Origin of the sequence: Sphingomonas hankyongi, from assembly GCF_023516575.1 — a bacterium.
GTDB lineage: Bacteria > Pseudomonadota > Alphaproteobacteria > Sphingomonadales > Sphingomonadaceae > Sphingomicrobium > Sphingomicrobium hankyongi.
The window spans coordinates 236,070-253,319 of the sequence record NZ_JAMGBE010000001.1; the positions used below are offsets into that span (position 1 = coordinate 236,070).

The 17,250-nt window shown below is 64.0% G+C and carries 23 protein-coding genes; 15 read left to right on the forward strand and 8 right to left on the reverse strand.

Going from position 1 to position 17,250, the window contains the following annotated elements; genetic code table 11:
* Positions 1-163 precede the first annotated feature (163 nt).
* Positions 164-493, forward strand: a complete 330-nt coding sequence (locus LZ538_RS01255) for a GNAT family N-acetyltransferase (protein WP_249830185.1) — start codon at positions 164-166, stop codon at positions 491-493.
* On the opposite strand, the gene LZ538_RS01260 is transcribed toward LZ538_RS01255, so the two are convergent.
* Entirely contained in the window at positions 494-697 is a 204-nt protein-coding gene (locus LZ538_RS01260) for a hypothetical protein (RefSeq protein ID WP_249830186.1), read from the reverse strand.
* Between the two features lie 142 nt (positions 698-839).
* On the opposite strand from LZ538_RS01260, the gene LZ538_RS01265 reads away from it, so the two are divergent.
* Both LZ538_RS01265 and LZ538_RS01270 read left to right on the forward strand, forming a co-directional pair.
* Complete coding sequence (locus tag LZ538_RS01265; RefSeq protein WP_249830187.1) at positions 840-1,394, forward strand: L,D-transpeptidase family protein; 555 nt, start codon at positions 840-842, stop codon at positions 1,392-1,394.
* Positions 1,395-1,572: 178 nt separating this feature from the next.
* Positions 1,573-2,880 (forward strand): L,D-transpeptidase family protein, encoded by a 1,308-nt coding sequence (locus tag LZ538_RS01270; RefSeq protein WP_249830188.1) that lies wholly within the window; start codon positions 1,573-1,575, stop codon positions 2,878-2,880.
* A 41-nt stretch (positions 2,881-2,921) separates the two neighbouring features.
* Here the strand turns inward: LZ538_RS01270 and LZ538_RS01275 are convergent, their stop codons facing one another.
* Positions 2,922-3,437, reverse strand: a complete 516-nt coding sequence (locus tag LZ538_RS01275; protein WP_249830189.1) for a hemerythrin domain-containing protein — start codon at positions 3,435-3,437, stop codon at positions 2,922-2,924.
* A gap of 59 nt (positions 3,438-3,496) precedes the next feature.
* Between LZ538_RS01275 and LZ538_RS01280 the strand changes: the two genes are divergently transcribed.
* Complete coding sequence (locus tag LZ538_RS01280; RefSeq protein WP_249830190.1) at positions 3,497-3,751, forward strand: hypothetical protein; 255 nt, start codon at positions 3,497-3,499, stop codon at positions 3,749-3,751.
* Here LZ538_RS01280 and LZ538_RS01285 read toward each other — a convergent pair.
* Positions 3,748-5,067, reverse strand: coding sequence for a serine hydrolase domain-containing protein (locus tag LZ538_RS01285; protein WP_249830191.1), 1,320 nt, complete (start codon positions 5,065-5,067; stop codon positions 3,748-3,750). The genes LZ538_RS01280 and LZ538_RS01285 overlap by 4 nt on opposite strands.
* 145 nt (positions 5,068-5,212) lie before the next feature.
* On the opposite strand from LZ538_RS01285, the gene LZ538_RS01290 reads away from it, so the two are divergent.
* From LZ538_RS01290 to LZ538_RS01305, 4 genes are read left to right on the forward strand one after another with little or no spacing between them, the layout of a single operon-like run.
* The gene (locus LZ538_RS01290; RefSeq protein ID WP_249830192.1) at positions 5,213-5,503 is read left to right on the forward strand and encodes a lipopolysaccharide assembly protein LapA domain-containing protein; all 291 of its coding nucleotides are present in this window, start codon (positions 5,213-5,215) and stop codon (positions 5,501-5,503) included.
* Positions 5,500-6,198, forward strand: coding sequence for an orotidine-5'-phosphate decarboxylase (pyrF, locus tag LZ538_RS01295; RefSeq protein ID WP_249830193.1), 699 nt, complete (start codon positions 5,500-5,502; stop codon positions 6,196-6,198). Before LZ538_RS01290 ends, pyrF begins: the two co-directional genes overlap by 4 nt.
* Positions 6,195-7,052 (forward strand): acetyl-CoA carboxylase, carboxyltransferase subunit beta, encoded by an 858-nt coding sequence (gene accD / locus LZ538_RS01300; protein ID WP_249830194.1) that lies wholly within the window; start codon positions 6,195-6,197, stop codon positions 7,050-7,052. The genes pyrF and accD overlap by 4 nt, the downstream gene beginning before the upstream one ends.
* Positions 7,052-8,272 carry a bifunctional folylpolyglutamate synthase/dihydrofolate synthase gene (locus tag LZ538_RS01305; RefSeq protein WP_249830195.1) on the forward strand — a complete coding sequence of 407 codons (1,221 nt, stop codon included), beginning with the start codon at positions 7,052-7,054 and terminating at the stop codon, positions 8,270-8,272. Before accD ends, LZ538_RS01305 begins: the two co-directional genes overlap by 1 nt.
* Here LZ538_RS01305 and LZ538_RS01310 read toward each other — a convergent pair.
* Complete coding sequence (locus tag LZ538_RS01310) at positions 8,269-9,633, reverse strand: AmpG family muropeptide MFS transporter (RefSeq protein WP_249830196.1); 1,365 nt, start codon at positions 9,631-9,633, stop codon at positions 8,269-8,271. The two genes, LZ538_RS01305 and LZ538_RS01310, sit on opposite strands and share 4 nt — an antisense overlap.
* Before the next feature lie 64 nt (positions 9,634-9,697).
* A complete protein-coding gene (locus LZ538_RS01315; protein WP_249830197.1) occupies positions 9,698-10,135 on the reverse strand; it encodes a response regulator in 438 nt (145 codons plus the stop codon).
* A gap of 14 nt (positions 10,136-10,149) precedes the next feature.
* On the opposite strand from LZ538_RS01315, the gene LZ538_RS01320 reads away from it, so the two are divergent.
* Both LZ538_RS01320 and rsmD read left to right on the forward strand, forming a co-directional pair.
* Entirely contained in the window at positions 10,150-10,962 is an 813-nt protein-coding gene (locus LZ538_RS01320) for a pseudouridine synthase (RefSeq protein WP_249830198.1), read from the forward strand.
* On the forward strand, positions 10,959-11,498 hold the full coding sequence (gene rsmD / locus LZ538_RS01325; protein WP_249830199.1) for a 16S rRNA (guanine(966)-N(2))-methyltransferase RsmD: 540 nt from the start codon (positions 10,959-10,961) through the stop codon (positions 11,496-11,498). Before LZ538_RS01320 ends, rsmD begins: the two co-directional genes overlap by 4 nt.
* Here the strand turns inward: rsmD and LZ538_RS01330 are convergent.
* The 3 genes from LZ538_RS01330 to LZ538_RS01340 all read right to left on the reverse strand — a co-directional run bounded on the left by LZ538_RS01330 (position 11,476) and on the right by LZ538_RS01340 (position 14,416).
* The gene (locus LZ538_RS01330; protein WP_249830200.1) at positions 11,476-11,859 is read right to left on the reverse strand and encodes a hypothetical protein; all 384 of its coding nucleotides are present in this window, start codon (positions 11,857-11,859) and stop codon (positions 11,476-11,478) included. The genes rsmD and LZ538_RS01330 overlap by 23 nt on opposite strands.
* 107 nt (positions 11,860-11,966) lie before the next feature.
* Positions 11,967-12,413: a hypothetical protein gene (locus tag LZ538_RS01335; protein WP_249830201.1), complete on the reverse strand. Its 447-nt coding sequence runs from the start codon at positions 12,411-12,413 to the stop codon at positions 11,967-11,969.
* A gap of 92 nt (positions 12,414-12,505) precedes the next feature.
* Entirely contained in the window at positions 12,506-14,416 is a 1,911-nt protein-coding gene (locus LZ538_RS01340; RefSeq protein WP_249830202.1) for a hybrid sensor histidine kinase/response regulator, read from the reverse strand.
* A 218-nt stretch (positions 14,417-14,634) separates the two neighbouring features.
* On the opposite strand from LZ538_RS01340, the gene LZ538_RS01345 reads away from it, so the two are divergent.
* Genes LZ538_RS01345 through hslV form a run of 5 tightly spaced genes read left to right on the forward strand, consistent with a single transcriptional unit; the run spans position 14,635 to position 17,249 of the window.
* Positions 14,635-15,189 (forward strand): glycoside hydrolase family 108 protein, encoded by a 555-nt coding sequence (locus LZ538_RS01345; protein WP_249830203.1) that lies wholly within the window; start codon positions 14,635-14,637, stop codon positions 15,187-15,189.
* A gap of 53 nt (positions 15,190-15,242) precedes the next feature.
* Positions 15,243-15,545, forward strand: a complete 303-nt coding sequence (locus tag LZ538_RS01350; RefSeq protein ID WP_249830204.1) for a hypothetical protein — start codon at positions 15,243-15,245, stop codon at positions 15,543-15,545.
* Positions 15,542-16,084: a hypothetical protein gene (locus LZ538_RS01355; protein ID WP_249830205.1), complete on the forward strand. Its 543-nt coding sequence runs from the start codon at positions 15,542-15,544 to the stop codon at positions 16,082-16,084. Before LZ538_RS01350 ends, LZ538_RS01355 begins: the two co-directional genes overlap by 4 nt.
* A 26-nt stretch (positions 16,085-16,110) precedes the next feature.
* Positions 16,111-16,686, forward strand: coding sequence for a TMEM175 family protein (locus LZ538_RS01360; RefSeq protein ID WP_249830206.1), 576 nt, complete (start codon positions 16,111-16,113; stop codon positions 16,684-16,686).
* Between the two features lie 23 nt (positions 16,687-16,709).
* Positions 16,710-17,249 (forward strand): ATP-dependent protease subunit HslV, encoded by a 540-nt coding sequence (gene hslV / locus LZ538_RS01365; RefSeq protein WP_249830207.1) that lies wholly within the window; start codon positions 16,710-16,712, stop codon positions 17,247-17,249.
* Position 17,250: the final 1 nt, after the last annotated feature.

A 17,250-nucleotide genomic window follows, 5' to 3' on the forward strand; every position in this document is an offset into this window, starting at 1 on the left:
CACCACTCCCGCCCCGACTGGCGGGTTGAATGGGCCGGCGGCGTCGCCACGCGAACTCGTCACAGGGTGACGGCGTCGTCAGGGGGGACAGCTAATCACGCAAAACAACAATGGGCAACTAACGAAAGTTGAGGGGGTCGACTCCCGCGGTTACATCGCCGGAATGGCCAACGCATCCGACCTCCCCATCCGCGACAATCCTGAGAAGCATCGGTACGAAGCGGACCTGGGCGACGGCAGCGCGGCCATCGCCGAATATGCCCTGCCGGCGGGGAAGATCATGTTCACCCACACCGAGGTTCCGCCAAAGCGTGAAGGCAAAGGGATCGGGTCGGCTTTGATTCGATATGCGCTTGCCGAAGCACGCAGGCGCGGTCTCAAGGTCATCCCGGTCTGCCCGTTCTTCGCCGTTTACATGCAAAAGCACACGGAAGTGCAGGACCTGCTCGACGACAGCTGGCGCATCCGTTTCGGGCTGGCCCCCGCACCTTGATCAGTCGCGCGGCTCGCCGCCCAGCGTCCAGCTCGGCGGATCGCTTGCAGGGAAGGATTCGACGCCCGCTTCGTCGACGATAGAGTCTACTTCTTCGTTTTGAGGAGCCTCGACCGCTATTCGCCGCTTGATCCAGCGAAGCCCGGTAAAGGTCGCGACGCCCGCGATGAGAGCTGCCGCCAAGGGCGGAATCGCGCGTTTCATGAGGCGCCTGATAGCAGCAAAAGCGGAGCTCCGCTTGCCGTAACTGCGGTGAATTCCGTCAACTAAAACAGCATTAGGCGGAACCCGACTCGGGTGCGATGCATTTCCGCGACAAAAGTCAACAACTAAATTCAGGTGTGATATGAAGCAGCTAGCCTATGCGCTGGCGCTGACGGGGATGTGTGCGTTCGGGACTGTAATAAGTTCCACGCCGGCGTCGGCGCTTGAAACCTACGAAGCTCAGATGACGGCAAGCGACGCCGCATCGCAGGCAAGGATCGACATGCTGGACGCCTTCGGGCCGAAGGTCCTCAAGCCCGGCCAGTATCTGTGGCGCGACGTTCCGCAGGACGCCGGAGAAGAGCGCGTCGTCGTCAGCCTGTCCGACCAGATGGCCTATCTCTATCGCGGCAATACGTTGATGGCGGTGGCGACCGTGTCGAGCGGCCAGCCCGGGCGCGACACGCCGACCGGCGTCTTCTCGATCGGGACGAAGAAGGTGATGCATCGGTCGCGCAAGTACGAGAATGCGCCGATGCCGTTCGCACAGTTCATCACGGATTACGGCGTTGCACTGCACGCCGGCTACAATCCGGGCCACCCCGCAAGCCACGGCTGCGTCCGGTTGCCGAGCGCCTTCGCCAAGAAGCTCTACTCGGTCACCGACGTCGGTACGCCGGTCTACATCGGGGTCTGATCAGGTGTCACACCGGGCAAACGTCGGTGCTCGCTCGAGCGCCGGCGTTTGTTCGAATCAAACCACGCGATCCGGGTCCCGGCGCGGAACAGTCCGGCGCATTTGTCAACGGCAATTTTGAACCGCCGCGCCGCTTGGGCGTTATGCAGTTCAAAAGCAATTTCAAAGAGTTCGTAAAATGAGAATCCAAATGCTGGCCGGCGCCGCTTGTGCGGCGCTGATGGGTCTCCCTGTGCCTGTATCAGGCGCGACACCCTCCTTTGCTCCACAGGTCACGACGGCGGTCGGACCGGTTCAGGGCGCGGTCGACGCTTATTATGCGCGCCGCCCCGGGACATTGATCTGGCTCAGCGCCGGACCGCAATCTCCCGCGGCGGCGAGCCTGCTCCAGGTCCTTCAGCGCGGGCCGATTGACGGCCTTCAAAATGGCCCGGCTCTCGCATCCCAGGCGGAAGCGCTGATGGCACGCGCAAGCGGTGGCGATCGCTCCGCGCTGGGACTTGCCGACCGGTTCCTCTCGGCGGCCTGGGTGACCTACGTGCAGAATCTTCAGCGCGCTCCCGAAGGGATGGCGATCGCGGACGGCTGGGCTGCACCGCGCCGCCAGTCGCCTCAGGAAATCCTGCTGCAGACGGCGTCCGCGAATTCGATCCCGTCGCACATCCGTGACGTATCGAACGTCAACCCGATCTACGCGCAGCTACGCGATGCGGCGTGGCAGCAGGCCCAATCGACCGGCAGCGCCGATCCGCGCGTGCTTGCCAACCTCGACCGGGTGCGGACGATGCCCTTCCAGGACCGCTACGTCATGGTCGATGCTGGCTCGGCTCGCCTTTGGATGGTCCAGGACGGTCACGTCGTGGATTCGATGAAGGTCATCGTCGGCAAACCCACTACGCCGACGCCGATGGTTGCGAGCACCATCTATTATGCGACGCTGAACCCCTATTGGAACGTGCCGCAGGAGCTGGTCCAGAAACTGATCGCGCCGCGCGTGCTCGACCAGGGCGTTACATACCTCAAGGACCACAATTACGAGGTGCTGTCGGGCTACGGTTCGGACGCCGAGCCGATCGACGCGGCCAAGGTGGACTGGCGTGCCGTCGTATCGGGACAGCAGGTGGTCAAGGTCCGGCAAAAGCCCGGCCCCGCCAACTCTATGGGCCGTGTGAAGTTCGGCTTTCCGAACACTTACGACATCTACCTTCACGACACCCCCCGGAAAGAGCTATTCTCCGAGGCGAGCCGCGACGTCAGCAACGGCTGCATCCGGCTCGAAGACGCGGAGCGGCTCGGACGCTGGCTGCTCGGTCGCGATCCGCAGGCGGCTTCTCCCCAGCCGGAGCAGCACGTGCAGCTCCCCAAGCCCGTGCCGATCTACGTCACTTACCTGACCGCGCAGGCCGACGGGGGTCAGCTGACCTATCTCGGCGATGCCTATGGGAAGGATGCAGGCGCCGCCGTCAGCGTCGCGTCCCTGCAATAAGAAACGGGGGGCATTAATGCCCCCCGCTCCAATTAAGATCGTCAGACCTGGGCGTCTTCCATCGTCTTAAGCTGCGGCTTCGGAATCCCGCTCGTCTTGTAGGTCTCCGTCAGCTCCATCTTCCGGGCGGCAAGCTGCTCGCCCAGAACGTCGAGGTCGAGGTCAGCCTTGCGCGCTTGCGCGAACAGGCCTTCGAGCCTCTTTTCTTCTTCCTCGACATGGTGCTCGATCTCTTCCTGAAGCACCTTCACCTTCGCGTCGAAGAATTCGTCGTTCGACCCGGCGCCCGCGACGATCTCGGCGATGAGGATCTTGGCTGCGTCATGTTCGACATAGCTTTCCTTGAGCAGGTCTTCGTCGACCTTGCCCTCGCAGGCGGGATAGAAAATCTCTTCCTCGATCGTGGCGTGGACCGAGAGCTCAAGGCAGATTTCCTGCGCAAGCTTCTCCTTGCGGCCGTCGCCCTTCGCGCCTTCGAAATCCTTGAACAGCTCCTCCACCTTGCGGTGGTCTTCCTTGAGCAATGCAATCGCATCCTGGGACTTGTTACTAGCCATCGGCAATCCTCCTGATTTGCCGGTGAAACCAACTTGCCCAATCTGATGTTCCTCTGGCGATGCATCAGCGACAAAACCCATCCCGAAGCGGCAAGCTCGACTGGAAGGGCATCGGATATCTCGTGTCGATCGTCAGCGTCCTTCTGCTAGGCGCCATCGCCTGGCCGACGCCCGACAAGCCCGCATGGCACCTGCCTGTGCTGATCGCGGGTATGGCCACATCAACGCTTGGAATGGCCTTCCGCTACAAGGCGCACCTCGATCAGCAGAAAGAGCTCAGGCAGATCGAAGAAGAGGAGAGCGCCCGGCGCTAGCGACCTGCCCTCCGATGCGGCGCGGGCGCATCGCCGCTGCCGTCGGCGTCCTCTTGGGTTGATGCAATCTGCGGCGGCTTGGCAGCGGGGCCCGAGTTGAGCTCCAGCCAGTCGCGGAACGGCAGGCGGTAGATCATGTCCATCACCTCGAACTCGACGCCGCCCGGCTGGTTGGTGTTGCTGTTCCATAGGGCGACGACGCCGCTCTTCTTCTGTGGGTCGAACAGAATGAGCGAACGATAGCCGTTAATCCCGCCGCGATGGCCGATGATCCGGTGTCCGGCATAATCGTAGCTTCGCCAGCCGTAGCCGTACCAGGCCGTCTTCAGCCGCTCGAGGAACTTGCGCAGGCGTCCGCGCTCGCCCGGGGTGACCACATAGGGCGCGTGGATGGTGTCGAGCACCTTCTGGTCTAGAACGTCCGGCATCTCGCCCATCTGGGCAAGCATCCAGAGCGACATGTCCTTGATGTTGCTATTGACGCCGCCAGCGGCCGGAACCTTGTAATAAGTGTCGACGATCGGCAGCGGCTTCTTGCCGGCGTTGTGCGGGCGCGCCCAGCTGCGGCTTGATTGCAGGCCCTGCATCGAAACGCTCGCGCCGCTCATGCCGATCGGATTGAACAGGTTCTGCTTGACCGCCTGCTCATAGGATTCGCCGGTGAGCTTGGCGACCATCTCGCTCGACGCGTCGAAGGCGACATTCTGGTACGACCAGCAGCTGCCCGGCGGGCAGATCAGGTTGAGCTGTCCCAGCGATTCCCGAAGGATGCTCGGGTCCTGCCCCTCTTCGAGCTTGTTGTCATAGGCGTTCCGGTAGAGCCCGAGGCGGTGAGACAGCAGGTCGCCCACAGTCGCCCGATATTGCGCCTGGGCCGGCAGGTGCAGATCCGGGGCATAATTGGCCACCGGCGCGTCGAGTTGAAGCTTCCCCTGCTCCGCCAGCTTCGCGACCATCGTTCCGGCAACGCCCTTGGAGACCGAAGCCCAGCGGAATACTGTGTCGGGAGTCACCGGCTCGCCGGACCCCGCGAGCGTTTCGCCATATCCGCGAAGGAAGGTGATGCGCCCGTTTTCCACGATGCCGACCGCAAGCCCGACCATCGCCGGCTTGTTCATCAGTTGCTGGAGGCGCTGGTCGATCTGTGCATAGTCGATGTCGCGCCGCGCCGCGGTCGACACCGATGCGAGCTTCAGATGGCTTTTGGCGACTTCGGCGCCGTCCGGCTTCGCCTTCTGGTCGGGACGCATGGCCAGAACCGCCGCGCCGCTCAGCAGCACCAGAACCCCAAGCCCAATCTTATCTACTGTCCGCAACTGCGCCTCTCCCCGGCATCAGCTCTGAGCCTTGACGGAACGCCCCTCAACGCTGTTCCCCGCGCTCTGCGACGAGCCGATTCCTGACTGCGACGAACGGCCGTGCTGGCGTTCAACGCACGGCTCGCTTAAAGCGCCGCACGCGATGCAATTTCTGAAAACCCTGTTCTGGGTTCTCCTCGCAGTGATCGTGGTGCTCTTCGCCAGCCGCAATTGGGCTGACGTGACGCTCAACCTGTGGGGCGACATCCAGGCCGACATCAAGGTCCCGATCCTACTCCTGATCGCGGTCCTGATCGGCTTCCTGCCCACCTGGCTGATCCAACGGGCGCGGATCTGGTCGCTGAACCGTCGGCTTGGCGCGCTCGAGCGCAGCCGCGCTGCGCCCGTCACTGCTCCTCCCCTGGAGGCGGAGGAAGAGGCGCCCGCCCTATGAATCCGATCTTCGTCGCAATCGACACGCCCGACGTCCATCGCGCGGCAGCGCTCGCCCGGGACCTCCGAGGGCTTGCCGGCGGCGTAAAGCTCGGCCTCGAATTCTTCTGCGCGAACGGCGAAGACGGCGTGCTTCGGATCGCCGAAGGTCAACTGCCGGTCTTCCTCGACCTAAAGTTCCACGACATCCCCAATACGGTCGGGAAGGCGGTCGCGGCGATCGCGCACCTTCAGCCCGCCGTGCTCACCGTCCACGCGGCCGGGGGTCGCGAGATGATGGCGGCCGCAAAGGCAGCCGCTCCGCCACAGACCAAGGTCGTCGGCGTGACCGTCCTGACCAGCCTCGATCAATCGGACCTGGCAGCAACTGGCATCACCGGCGCGCCCGACGAGCAGGTGCGCCGCCTTACCGACCTCGCACGGGAAGCCGGAATCGACGGCATTGTCTGCTCCGGCGCGGAGGTGGCGGCGGCCAAAAAGGCCTGGCCCGACGGCTTTTTCGTGGTTCCTGGCGTACGCCCGGCGGGGGCGGATGTCGGCGACCAGAAGCGCGTCGCCACCCCTCGCGAAGCGCTTAACGACGGAGCCTCGATACTGGTAATAGGCCGGCCGATCACGGATGCTGCGAACCCCGCAGGTGCGATGAGGGAGATCGCGGCCAGCCTGAACGCTGAAGAAGCAAGGTATATCGCATGAGTTGGCTCAGCCGCGTCCGCAGCGGGATTCCGTTCCTGCCCAAGAGGCAGACGGCGGAGAACCTCTGGCACAAGTGCCGCAAGTGCGGGACCATGGTGTTCGTCAAGGAGTGGGAAGAGAATTACAGCGTCTGCCCGCGCTGCGATTACCATGACCGGATTGGGCCGAAGCAGCGGTTCGAGCAATTGTTCGACGCTGGCAAATACGAGCTACTGCCCGCCCCCGAGGTGCGCGAAGACCCGCTCAAGTTTCGCGACACGAAGCGGTACACGGACCGGCTCAAGACGGCGCGCAGCGCCACCGAGGAACGGGATGCCCTTCTTAACGCCAGCGGTCGGATCGACGGCCATGAGGCCATCGTCGGGGTCCAGGACTTTGCCTTCATGGGTGGATCGATGGGGATCGCGGTCGGCGCGGCGTTCATTGCCGGGGTCCGCGCGGCCATAGACCAGCGCGCTCCCTACATCCTGTTCACCGCCGCCGGAGGCGCGCGCATGCAGGAGGGCATCCTGTCGCTCATGCAAATGCCCCGAACCACGGTCGCCCTATCCCAGCTTCGTGAAGCGAGCCTGCCCTATATCGTCGTGCTGACGGACCCGACGACCGGCGGCGTCACGGCCTCTTACGCGATGCTGGGCGACGTGCAGCTCGCCGAGCCTGGCGCCCTTATCGGTTTCGCCGGGCAGCGCGTCATCGAGCAAACCATTCGCGAGAAGCTCCCCGAAGGCTTCCAACGCGCCGAATATCTGCTGGAGCACGGAATGATCGACATGGTCGTTCCTCGCAGCGACCTCAAAGAGAAGCTGGCCTTGCTCATTTCCTACTTGATGCCGGAGGACAAGGCGGCAGCCTGATGGCCGACTTCGCGCGCTCGACGCATCCTGGCGTCCAGGCGCAACTCGACCGTCTTTCCATGATCTCTCCGGGGGGAGACCGGCTCGGGCTCGATCGGATCTCGCGGCTGCTCGACCGGCTCGGAAGACCGCAGGACTCCCTGCCCCCGCTGTTCCATGTGGCTGGCACCAACGGCAAGGGCTCGACCGTCGCGTTCCTGCGCGCCGCCTTGGAAGGGGCGGGCCATTCGGTCCACGCCTTCACCAGCCCCCATCTCGTCCGGTTCAACGAGCGCATCCGGATCGCGGGCAAGCTGATCGACGATGGGCAGCTGCTCGCGCTGCTCACCGAAACGCTGGACGCCAGCGACGACATCGAGCCCAGCTTCTTCGAGGTCGCGACGGCGGTTGCGCTGCTCGCCTTCGCGCGAGCGCCAGCGGACGCCTGCATCCTCGAGGTCGGCCTCGGCGGACGCCTCGATGCCACCAACATCGTCGAGCATCCGCTCGTCACCGGCATCGCGAGCCTAGGACTCGACCACCAGCAATTTCTCGGCTCCGACATCGTTTCGATTGCCCGGGAGAAAGCGAGCATCGCCAAGCCCGGCGTGCCGCTCGTCAGCCTGGCTCAATCCACCGAAGCCGAAGCCGCGATCGCCGATGTCGCTGCCGAACGCGATGCGCCGCTGCTTCTCGAAGGTCGCGACTGGGCTTTGGATCCCGAAATGAAGCCCGGCCTTCCCGGTGCGCACCAGCGGCGCAACGCCGGTCTCGCCTGGGAAATGTTCCGCGCGCAGGACAAGCTGATGGTCGCTCGCGAGACATTTCTCGACGCCATCGCTGCCGCAGATTGGCCGGCACGTTTTCAGAAGCTTGGCGACGGCCCCCTTGCGCGTTGTCTCGAAACGTGGGTCGATGGCGCGCACAACCCGGCGGCCGCCGCGGCGCTGGCCGATATTCTTTCCGAACGCGGCCCGATGCATCTCGTCATCGGCATCCTCGCCAACAAGGACGCTGAAGCGATCGTCTCCGCCCTCGCGCCGCATGCGCTGTCCCTGACCTTCGTGCCGGTGCTCGATCACCCTCACCACGACCCCGAAGAACTGGCTGAGAAGTTCGGCGGGCGAACGGCGGACACGCTGGAAACAGCGCTTGCCGCCCTCCCAGAGCCGCGCCTGATCGCGGGCTCCTTATACCTCGCCGGGCAGGCCCTGGCCGCGAACGACCAGGTACCAAACTAGGCTTTTGCCGGTTGCTGCTCTGCGCGGGCGTCGCCTTCGCCTTCGGTGCCGGCATCGCCGATCGATTCGTCGATCAGGCCCTTTTTCAGCATGTAGGCGTAGAGAAGGACGCCGGGCAGCGCGATGAGCGTGGTGAGCAAGTAGAAGTTCACATAGCCCATGCCTTCGATCAGCGCGCCGGCGGTCGTCCCGGTTAGGAAGCGCCCGACGATCGCGGCCGCCGCCGAAAGCAATGCGAATTGGGTCGCCGTGTACCTGAGGTTGCACAGCGCCGAGAGGTAAGCGACCACTACGACGCCGCCGATGCCGCTTGCGAAATTCTCAAAGCCGACCGCCCAGGCGAGCATCGGCATCGAGTGCCCGACCGCCGCGAGGCCTGCGAAACTCAGGTTCGAGATTGCCATCAGAATCAGGCTTACGAGCACCGAGCGCTTCATGCCGAGCTTCGCGTAAAGGACGCCCCCGACGAAGATGCCGACGAGCAAGGCGAAGAAGCCGACCCACACGTCGCCGTAGAGGATCTCGTCCTTGGTAAAGCCGAGGCCAACCAGCAGGTCGCGGATCATGAGGTTGGCCATCGTGTCGCCGATCTTGTGGATCAGGACGAATAGAAGAACGAGGAAGGCGCCCTCGCGCTTTAGGAAGTCCGCGAGCGGTCCCCAGAAGGCGTCGATCAGCGCTCGTCCGCCCTTCACCTCCTTGGGCTCGTGATGCCGCTTTGGCTCGCCCATGAACAAAGACGCAATCGGACCTGCGAAGGCGAGCGGCATGCAGGCGAGATAACCGACGGTCCAGCTGCTCCGCGCCGCCACGAACAAGGCGATCGACGCAGCGAAGAACGATCCAAGACGCCAGCCATATTGCGACATGCCCGAGCCGACGCCGAGCTGGCGCGGCTCAAGGATCTCGATGCGATAGGCGTCGATGACGATGTCGAAGGTTGCGCCCGCAAATCCGAGCAGCAGCGCGCCCACCACTACCGACTTTATGTCATGCTCCGGATCGGCGAGTCCCAAAACGGCGACCGCGCCGGCCACGAGCAAGGCGCAAAGCCAAAGCCAGCTGCGCCGCTGACCGAAGCTTCTTGAGCCCGGCAGCTTGATGCGGTCGACCAGCGGAGCCCAGGCCCATTTGAAGCTGTAGATGAGAAGCGCGAGCGCGAAGGCCGAAATGGACTTCTTCTCGATGCCGGCTTCGGAAAGCCGCTGGGTCAAGGTCGCCGCGAGCAGCGCGAAGGGAAAGCCGGACGAGATGCCGAGGAATAGCGCGGTAAGGGGCGCCGACTCGACATACGGTCTGACGCCCTGGGGAACGGCATTCCGCCAACCGCTCGAATCTTCAGCTGCTCCGGTCGACGCCATACTGCTCCTCCCCTCGGGTGAAGCCGGGATGTTAGCAGCGCTTCAGGCGCTGGCTAGAGCCGCATCACTTCTGCTCGTCCTCACGAATGAACAGCTGGAGGCCCTTCGGCGGCTTGACCTTGTGCCCCTGCAGATGCCGGTCGACGCATTCGATCGCCTTGCACAACTGGCGCTCACTGTAGGGCTTCATCAGGCAGCCGACCGCGATTTCCGACGCGCCCGGATAGGCGTGGCCGGTTGCAAACAAGGTCGGGACGCCCTTCTTCCTGGCCGCATGCGCGAGATCGATGCCAGTCTTGTCGCTGCGCAGCCGCACGTCGCTGAGGACGAGGTGCACCTCTTCGCGCCCGAGCACGTCGAGCGCTTCATCGAGATCGTCGACCGTAGCGACGATCTCATATCCGGCGTCGCCGAGCATATTCTCATTGTCGAACGCAGTAAGCGGTTCGTCTTCGACGATGAGTATGCGCTTGACGACTTGCTTGCGTCTCCCGAACAGCATCAAAACCCCGAGAAATGACCGTGCCCCCGCAACGAACGAAAAAGCGTCCAGTGCCGCGTCCGCGCAGCGGGCGTTCAACTGTGCCGCCGAAGCAACAAAACGGCAATGGCGGATCGCAGCGAATCGCCAAGCTTTTGGCGCGCGCCGGCGTCGCCTCGCGTCGCGAAGTCGAGCGGATGATCGCCGAAGGCCGCATTGCCTTGCATGGCGAGACGCTCACGACGCCCGCGACCTTGCTCGACGACCTCTCGGGCGTGACGGTCGATGGGAAGCCGGTTCGGCCGGCGGCGTCGACCCGGCTGTTCCGTTTCTACAAGCCTGCCGGAACGATCACGGCGGAGCGCGACCCAAGGGGACGACCGACAATCTACGATCGCTTGCCCGCCGGACTTCCTCGACTGATGCCGGTCGGCAGGCTGGACTTTACGACGGAAGGGCTCCTGCTTCTGACCAACGATGGCGAGCTCAAGCGCCAGCTCGAGCTTCCGCGCAGCGGCGTGGTGCGCACGTACCGGGCGCGCGCGTTCGGTCACGTCACGCAAGACCAGCTCGAACGGCTCGCGGAAGGCATCACGATCGACGGCATCCACTACGGTTCGATCAACGCGAACCTGGAACGCCGAACCGGCCGCAATTGCTGGATCGAGATGAGCCTGACCGAAGGCAAGAACCGCGAGGTGCGACGCGTGCTCGCGCATCTGGGCCTGCAGGTCTCGCGGCTGATCCGCGTCGCTTACGGACCGCTCACCCTCGAGGGTCTCGAACCTTGCGCGGTCGACGAAGCCGACGGATCGGAGCTCGACGCCCTGCGCCGCTCCATCCGATGAGGATCATTGCTGGCCAGTGGCGCGGCAGGCCGCTCGTCGCGCCGCCGGGCTCGGCAACGCGGCCCACTGCCGATCGGTTGCGAGAAGCGCTCTTCTCGATGCTCGCCAGCCGCCTCGGATCCTTCGGCGAGCTTCGCGTTGCCGATCTCTTCGCCGGTAGCGGCGCGCTCGGCTTCGAGGCCTTGTCTCGCGGAGCGGCGCACGTGACTTTCGTCGAGCGGGACCGTGGGGCGATTGAGGCCATCCGGCGGAATGCCGCCAAGCTTGGCGCCGCCGACAGGATCCGCGTGATTACCGCCTCAGCGCTTTCCCTGCCGCCTTCGGAACCGTTCGATCTTATATTCGCCGACCCGCCGTACGAGCCGGGCGCCGGGACCAACGTCGTCAACGCGGTCCTGGGTGCTCAATGGCTCTCGCCTGGAGGGTGGATGAGCGTGGAAACAGACCGTCACGACGATGTCGACGCGGGCGTGCTGGTCACCGACGCGACCCGTGTCGCGGGCCGCGCGCGGATTACCCTCCTGCGCCGCGCTTAGCGGCTTTTGCAGCCTGCTTGATCTCGTCCATCTCGGTGCTGAGGCGACGTCCAACTGCTGCGGCCGCAGCCTTGCCCGCCGCCTTTACCGCTCGGCCGGCGCGCTTGCCGCGCGTGGCGTCGCCACTCGTGAAACCATGCTCGGCAAGGGAAGCAAGCGCTGCGGTCGCGGCAACGGCGACAAGCTCCGCGACCAGAGGGCTCTGAAGCAGCTTGATGAAGGCATCGCCCGCGTTGAAGCCGTTATCGCCTTTCGACCCGCCGCGCGAACTGCTGACACGCGCCACAGCGCGGCTCTTTGGCTTCGAATCCGCCTTTTTGGCCTTCGCGCCGCCGCCCGCCTTGGTCGCCTTCTTCGCCATTACCCAGTCTCCTCGAGGTTCGTTTGCAGGCTTAACTCACGCCATGCCCGACCGTTTCCCGCCAAGCGAGATCAACGGCTCGTCTCAGCCCTTTGGAAGCGGCCCCATCAGCGAAGCAGGCCGGCGTTCTCCTGACGCCAGGCATACCAGAGCAACAGAGCGCAAACCGCGATGATCACCAGCGGCACATACTTCAGCGCGCCCGCCGTCATCTCCGGCGGAGGCGGAGGGCCCAAATATTGCGTGCCAAGGCTCAGGATCGCGCCAATCAGCGCAACTGCGAAGGCGTGCACCGCGTAGCGGCTGCGCGCCAGCAGCAGGATCGAGCCGAGGACGGAGCCCCAGACGCCCAGGCCCCACCCGACCTGCGCATAGAGCGGCATCCCATCGATGTACGCGAGCATCGCATTCGGATCGCCCATCGAGGAGAGGTAATCCATGTTCCGGAAACGCGTCATGAGATAATCGTACGCGCCGAAAGCGTTCCACAGCAGTGAGAGTATTCCGACAATCCAGAGATGCGCGGGAGTGCGCGCGGAGACCGCTTGCTGCATATCCATCCCCCTCAGTGCGCCGTCAGGCCACGGCAAGCAGCAGTGGGCTCCTGTCTCCAGGCGAAGTCAAGCAGCAGCAGCTGCCAATGCCGTCAGGCGGCGGTGACGGTTCTCTTGAGCACGCCCTGAAGAGCCTCGGCGAGCGTTGAAAGCTCATAAGGCTTCTGCAGGACTGGGAAACCGTGACTCCCGCTGATTTCCTCACTGTAACCGGTGGTGAGAAGGATCGGCAGCTCGGGAAAGCGCGCGCGCACGCGCTCGGCCAGCTCGATGCCGCTGATGCCGCCCGGCATGATGATGTCGGAGAAGATCAGCTTCGGCCTCTTCCCTCCCGCGAGCTTGTCGAGAGCCTCCTTGCCGCTGTGGGCGACGGTCGTTTCGAACCCTAGTTCGCTCAACATTCCGGCCGCCAGGTCGGCAACCAGCTCGTCATCCTCCACGATCAGCACCTGGCCGAGAACCCGCCTCCCGTTGGCCTTGTGGACGGCCGCTGTCTGCGCGGCCCGGCTGGCAGGAAGGTACAGGGTGAAAGTCGCGCCTTTGCCCGGCTCCGATTCGACGGTGACCGCCCCGCCGACCTGCTTCACGAACCCAAAGACCTGGCTGAGCCCAAGCCCGGTGCCCTCGCCGAAGCTCTTGGTGGTGAAGAAAGGCTCGAACACGCGCTCCATCGTGTCCGAGTCCATGCCACTCCCCGTGTCCGACACGCGAAGCGCCACGAACTCGCCGTGGAGGTCTTCTGGCTGGCCCTCAAGCAGCTGGTTCGTCGCGCTGATGCGCAACGATCCGCCATCCTTCATCGCATCGCGAGCGTTGAATGAGAGATTGAGAAGCGCCAGCTCGAGCGCTCCGGCGTCGGTGTCGATCTGCCAAAGCTGGTCTGACGTTTCGAGGATAACCTCGATATCCTTGCGCAGCGATGGACGAAGCAACGTGATCGCCTCGTCAAGGAACGCCCGAAGGTCCACTGCCTTGATCTCCAGCTGCTGTGCTCGGGCAAACGCCAGCAGCTGCTTGGTAAGACTTGCCCCGCGCTGCGCGGAATTGCGCACGCCCTCGAGCATCTTCCGGAGCTTTTGTTCATCCCGGATGTTTCGCGCTGCGAGGTCCGTTGCGCCCAGGATCGCCGTCAGCAGGTTGTTGAAATCGTGGGCAAGGCCTCCCGTCAGCTGGCCGAGCGCCTCCATTTTCTGCGACCTGAACAGTTGTTCGCGCGATTCTTCGAGCCGCAGCTGGGTTTCGCGCTTCTCGGTCATGTCGCGCGTGACCTTGGCGAAGCCGATCAGCTTCCCGGTTTCATCCTTGATCGCATCGATGACGACGCTCGCCCAGAAGCGCGTTCCATCCTTGCGGCGGCGCCATCCCTCCGCTTCATAGCGGCCGGTCTTGCGCGCGGTCTCGAGCGCCTTTGTGGGCACTCCGGCTTTGAGGTCCTCGGGCGTGTAGAAGCGGCTGAAATGCTCGCCGATGATCTCATCGGGCATATAGCCTTTGATCCGCTGCGCCCCCGCGTTCCAGTTGGTCACGCGCCCATTCGGATCGAGCATGTAAATGGCGTAATCCGTGACGCCCTCGACCAGCAGCCGGAAGCGCCGCTCGACGTCGAGCAAGGCCTGTTGGGCTTCGCGCTGCTCGGTCATGTCCCGCGTGATCTTCGCGAAGCCGATCAGCTTCCCGGTTTCATCCTTGATCGCATCGATGACGACGCTCGCCCAGAAGCGCGTGCCGTCCTTGCGAACACGCCATCCTTCACCCTGGAACTTGCCTTCTCGTCTCGCGGTTTCGAGCACCTTTTCGGGCAGCCCGGCCTTGCGGTCCTCCTCGGTATAGAAAGCCGAGAAATGCTTCCCGATGATCTCGTCCGCTTGAAAACCCTTGATGCGCTCGGCCCCGGCATTCCAGCTGGTTACATGCCCGCCGGGATCGAGCAGGTAGATCGCATAGTCGACGATCGACTGGATCAGCAGCTTGAACGGATCGTCAGTGATAGCCTCGTCGCTCAAGTCTGAAAATTCCTCCGCCCCCGTCGGGCGGCGGCTCAGGCCGCCCTGCTATGACGCGTAACCCGCGAGCGCCGACCTAGTTTCATTGCGCGTCAATACGGCTCTTGAGCCGTGTGGCTGAAATCGCCTCTCGGTCCGCCTGTCCGATAACGCAGCCCTTTCCTACAATGTGCCCATTTGGTTAGCTATTGATCGACTCGGGCGATACGGAGAGTTCGATGGATATAGCCGATGCGATGATCGACGCGGTCCTGGACCGCGAGGGAGGATATGTGAACCATCCCGCCGACAAGGGCGGTCCCACCTGCTTTGGAATCACCGAGGCGGTAGCGCGAGCGCACGGATATCGCGGCCAAATGCGGCAATTGCCGCGTGAAGAGGCGGTCGCGATTTACCGGCGCCTTTACTGGCTCCGTCCGCTCTTCGACCAGATCGCCTCGCGGAGCACGCGCGTAGCGGCGGAACTGTTCGACACCGGCGTGAACATGGGCCCGACGGTCGCGGCGACATTCCTGCAGCGCGCGCTGACCGCGCTGAACCGCAACGGGAAGGACTATGCGGACCTGGTGCCGGACGGCCGCGTCGGCACCCAAACGCTCGCAGCCCTGGATGCATTTCTGGGGGCTCGGGGCAAAGCGAACGGAGAGACGGTCCTCCTTCGTGCGCTCGAAGCCCTCCAGGGCGAGCGATACTTGCGGCTCGCCGAGCGACGCCCCGCAAACGAAGCATTCCTCTACGGCTGGCTGGCGAACCGGATGGGTGAGTCGAACTGAGAAACCACCGGCACAGTCAACTTGGTCAACTTCCCCTCTGGAGTATTCCAACAATGACAAGGCTTCCGCCCCCCGGCACATTCGCCGAGGGCCAACGCTACATCTACGGGCTGCTGGCAGCGGCCGCGGGCATGTTCTGCGGCCTCTGCGCGACGGCGATGGTCGCGCTGCTCATGTGGGGCCGCTGGTCCGCCGCCGAAGAGCATAGCATCGTCACCATATTCGGCTGGTCCCTGGGTGGCTTCATCGCGGCGATGATCGTCGTCATCGTCGGACTGCTGGCCGGCGGACCGGTCGGACGCTTCAAGATGAGCGCAACCCGCGACGGCGCGTCATTCGAGGCGGAGACGGCATGACGTTCTTTCGCTTCCTGAACGGGCAGGGATTGGCGGGCTTCGCCGTGTCGATCTGCCTCGCGCTGCTGCTCCTCCTGCAGAAAGGCGAGACGCGCCACTGGAAGGCCGCGAGCCATAAGCTCGAGCAGCTGTATCGCGGCGAGCAAAACGCGTTCGCCGCCACCGTCGCCAATTATCGTCGTGCTGCTGAGGCCGCGCGAGCGGCAGACCGCGCCAATGCCGAGCGCGTCGCTTCCGAGCAGAACGCCATCAACCAAAGGATCTCCGATGACTTTGAAGCCCGCCTTTCTGCTGCCCGCGCTGCTGCTGAGCGCCTGCGCCAGCAAGTCCGAACAGCCTCGACCGATCCCAGCCGTGGTGGAGCGGCGGGAATGCCTGCCTTATCCGCTGCCGCCGGCCAGTCTGCTCAAGCCCCCGGTGAAGACGGACTTCCTGACCGGCTCCTCGCCACCGAGCAGGCCATCCAGCTCGAAGAATTGATCGAATGGGTTCGCCAGCAGGCCAAGGTTGACCCGCAAACCGATCCGCGCTCTCGCTGATCTGCCGAAGGACGCGGAGGGATCGCATGAAGCCGGATCGACTGAATGCATTGACCGACGGAGTAGTCGCGATCGTCCTCACGATCATGGTGCTCGAGCTCAAGATCCCGGAAGAGCCCTCGCTTGGCGCCGTCGTAGCGGTCCTTCCGATGCTTGCGGCCTATCTGCTCGCCTTCATCTACGTCGCCATCTACTGGAACAACCATCACCACATGATGCAGTCGGCGCATAAGGTGACGGGCGCGGTGCTGTGGGCGAACCACTCGCTGCTGTTCTGCCTCACTTTGTTCCCGCTGATGATCCGCTGGATCGACGAAGCGGGTCCGACGCCCTGGCCGGTTGCCTCGTTCGGCCTGGTGCTGGTGGCCGCGTCGATCTGTTACGTGCTGCTGGAGCGGGCGTTAGTCGCGGCGGAAGGCGATAGCTCAGGCGTGAAGACGGCGGTCGGCCGCGGCACGAAGGAATGGATCAGTTTCTGCGGCTATGTCGCCGCAGTTCCGCTCTCATTCGCCTCCCCGTTCGTCGCCATAGCAATCTATGTTGCCGTGGCCTTTCTCTGGCTGATCCCGGACCGCCGCTTCGTGCGCGGCTTGCAGCGATAAGCGGGGCAACCCACCTGAGAGCGATGGAACAGTATCACGGCACAACGATCCTTGGGGTCAAGAAGGGCGGCAGGACTGTCATCGCCGGCGACGGACAGGTGAGCCTCGGTAACACGGTCATCAAGCCGAATGCGCGCAAGGTCCGCCGGATCGGTGAGCAGGGCAAGGTGATCGGCGGGTTTGCTGGAGCTACCGCGGACGCCTTCACCCTGTTCGAGCGGCTCGAACGCAAGCTGGAGCAATATAACAATCAGCTCCTGCGGGCTGCCGTCGAGCTGGCCAAGGACTGGCGGACGGACAAATTTCTCCGCAACCTCGAAGCCATGATGATCGTCGCGGATGCTGAGCAACTGCTGATCCTGACCGGCAATGGCGACGTTCTGGAGCCCGAAGGCGGCATCGCGGCGATCGGCTCCGGCGGCAACTATGCCCTGGCAGCGGCGCGCGCGCTGGCGGATTACGAACAGGATCCGGAAGTCCTCGCCCGGCGCGCGATGCAGATCGCGTCCGAGGTCTGCGTGTTCACGAACGATTGGCTGACGATCGAGACGATTGAAGCCTGAC

What these genes read in the sequence shown, in the direction of transcription:
- LZ538_RS01255 (WP_249830185.1), top strand. Translation starts at nt 164, where the DNA reads ATGGCCAACGCATCCGACCTCCCCATCCGCGACAATCCTGAGAAGCAT.
- LZ538_RS01260 (WP_249830186.1), bottom strand. Translation starts at nt 697, where the DNA reads ATGAAACGCGCGATTCCGCCCTTGGCGGCAGCTCTCATCGCGGGCGTC.
- LZ538_RS01265 (WP_249830187.1), top strand. Translation starts at nt 840, where the DNA reads ATGAAGCAGCTAGCCTATGCGCTGGCGCTGACGGGGATGTGTGCGTTC.
- LZ538_RS01270 (WP_249830188.1), top strand. Translation starts at nt 1,573, where the DNA reads ATGAGAATCCAAATGCTGGCCGGCGCCGCTTGTGCGGCGCTGATGGGT.
- LZ538_RS01275 (WP_249830189.1), bottom strand. Translation starts at nt 3,437, where the DNA reads ATGGCTAGTAACAAGTCCCAGGATGCGATTGCATTGCTCAAGGAAGAC.
- LZ538_RS01280 (WP_249830190.1), top strand. Translation starts at nt 3,497, where the DNA reads ATGCATCAGCGACAAAACCCATCCCGAAGCGGCAAGCTCGACTGGAAG.
- LZ538_RS01290 (WP_249830192.1), top strand. Translation starts at nt 5,213, where the DNA reads ATGCAATTTCTGAAAACCCTGTTCTGGGTTCTCCTCGCAGTGATCGTG.
- pyrF (WP_249830193.1), top strand. Translation starts at nt 5,500, where the DNA reads ATGAATCCGATCTTCGTCGCAATCGACACGCCCGACGTCCATCGCGCG.
- accD (WP_249830194.1), top strand. Translation starts at nt 6,195, where the DNA reads ATGAGTTGGCTCAGCCGCGTCCGCAGCGGGATTCCGTTCCTGCCCAAG.
- LZ538_RS01305 (WP_249830195.1), top strand. Translation starts at nt 7,052, where the DNA reads ATGGCCGACTTCGCGCGCTCGACGCATCCTGGCGTCCAGGCGCAACTC.
- LZ538_RS01310 (WP_249830196.1), bottom strand. Translation starts at nt 9,633, where the DNA reads ATGGCGTCGACCGGAGCAGCTGAAGATTCGAGCGGTTGGCGGAATGCC.
- LZ538_RS01315 (WP_249830197.1), bottom strand. Translation starts at nt 10,135, where the DNA reads ATGCTGTTCGGGAGACGCAAGCAAGTCGTCAAGCGCATACTCATCGTC.
- LZ538_RS01320 (WP_249830198.1), top strand. Translation starts at nt 10,150, where the DNA reads ATGACCGTGCCCCCGCAACGAACGAAAAAGCGTCCAGTGCCGCGTCCG.
- rsmD (WP_249830199.1), top strand. Translation starts at nt 10,959, where the DNA reads ATGAGGATCATTGCTGGCCAGTGGCGCGGCAGGCCGCTCGTCGCGCCG.
- LZ538_RS01330 (WP_249830200.1), bottom strand. Translation starts at nt 11,859, where the DNA reads ATGGCGAAGAAGGCGACCAAGGCGGGCGGCGGCGCGAAGGCCAAAAAG.
- LZ538_RS01335 (WP_249830201.1), bottom strand. Translation starts at nt 12,413, where the DNA reads ATGCAGCAAGCGGTCTCCGCGCGCACTCCCGCGCATCTCTGGATTGTC.
- LZ538_RS01345 (WP_249830203.1), top strand. Translation starts at nt 14,635, where the DNA reads ATGGATATAGCCGATGCGATGATCGACGCGGTCCTGGACCGCGAGGGA.
- LZ538_RS01350 (WP_249830204.1), top strand. Translation starts at nt 15,243, where the DNA reads ATGACAAGGCTTCCGCCCCCCGGCACATTCGCCGAGGGCCAACGCTAC.
- LZ538_RS01355 (WP_249830205.1), top strand. Translation starts at nt 15,542, where the DNA reads ATGACGTTCTTTCGCTTCCTGAACGGGCAGGGATTGGCGGGCTTCGCC.
- LZ538_RS01360 (WP_249830206.1), top strand. Translation starts at nt 16,111, where the DNA reads ATGAAGCCGGATCGACTGAATGCATTGACCGACGGAGTAGTCGCGATC.
- hslV (WP_249830207.1), top strand. Translation starts at nt 16,710, where the DNA reads ATGGAACAGTATCACGGCACAACGATCCTTGGGGTCAAGAAGGGCGGC.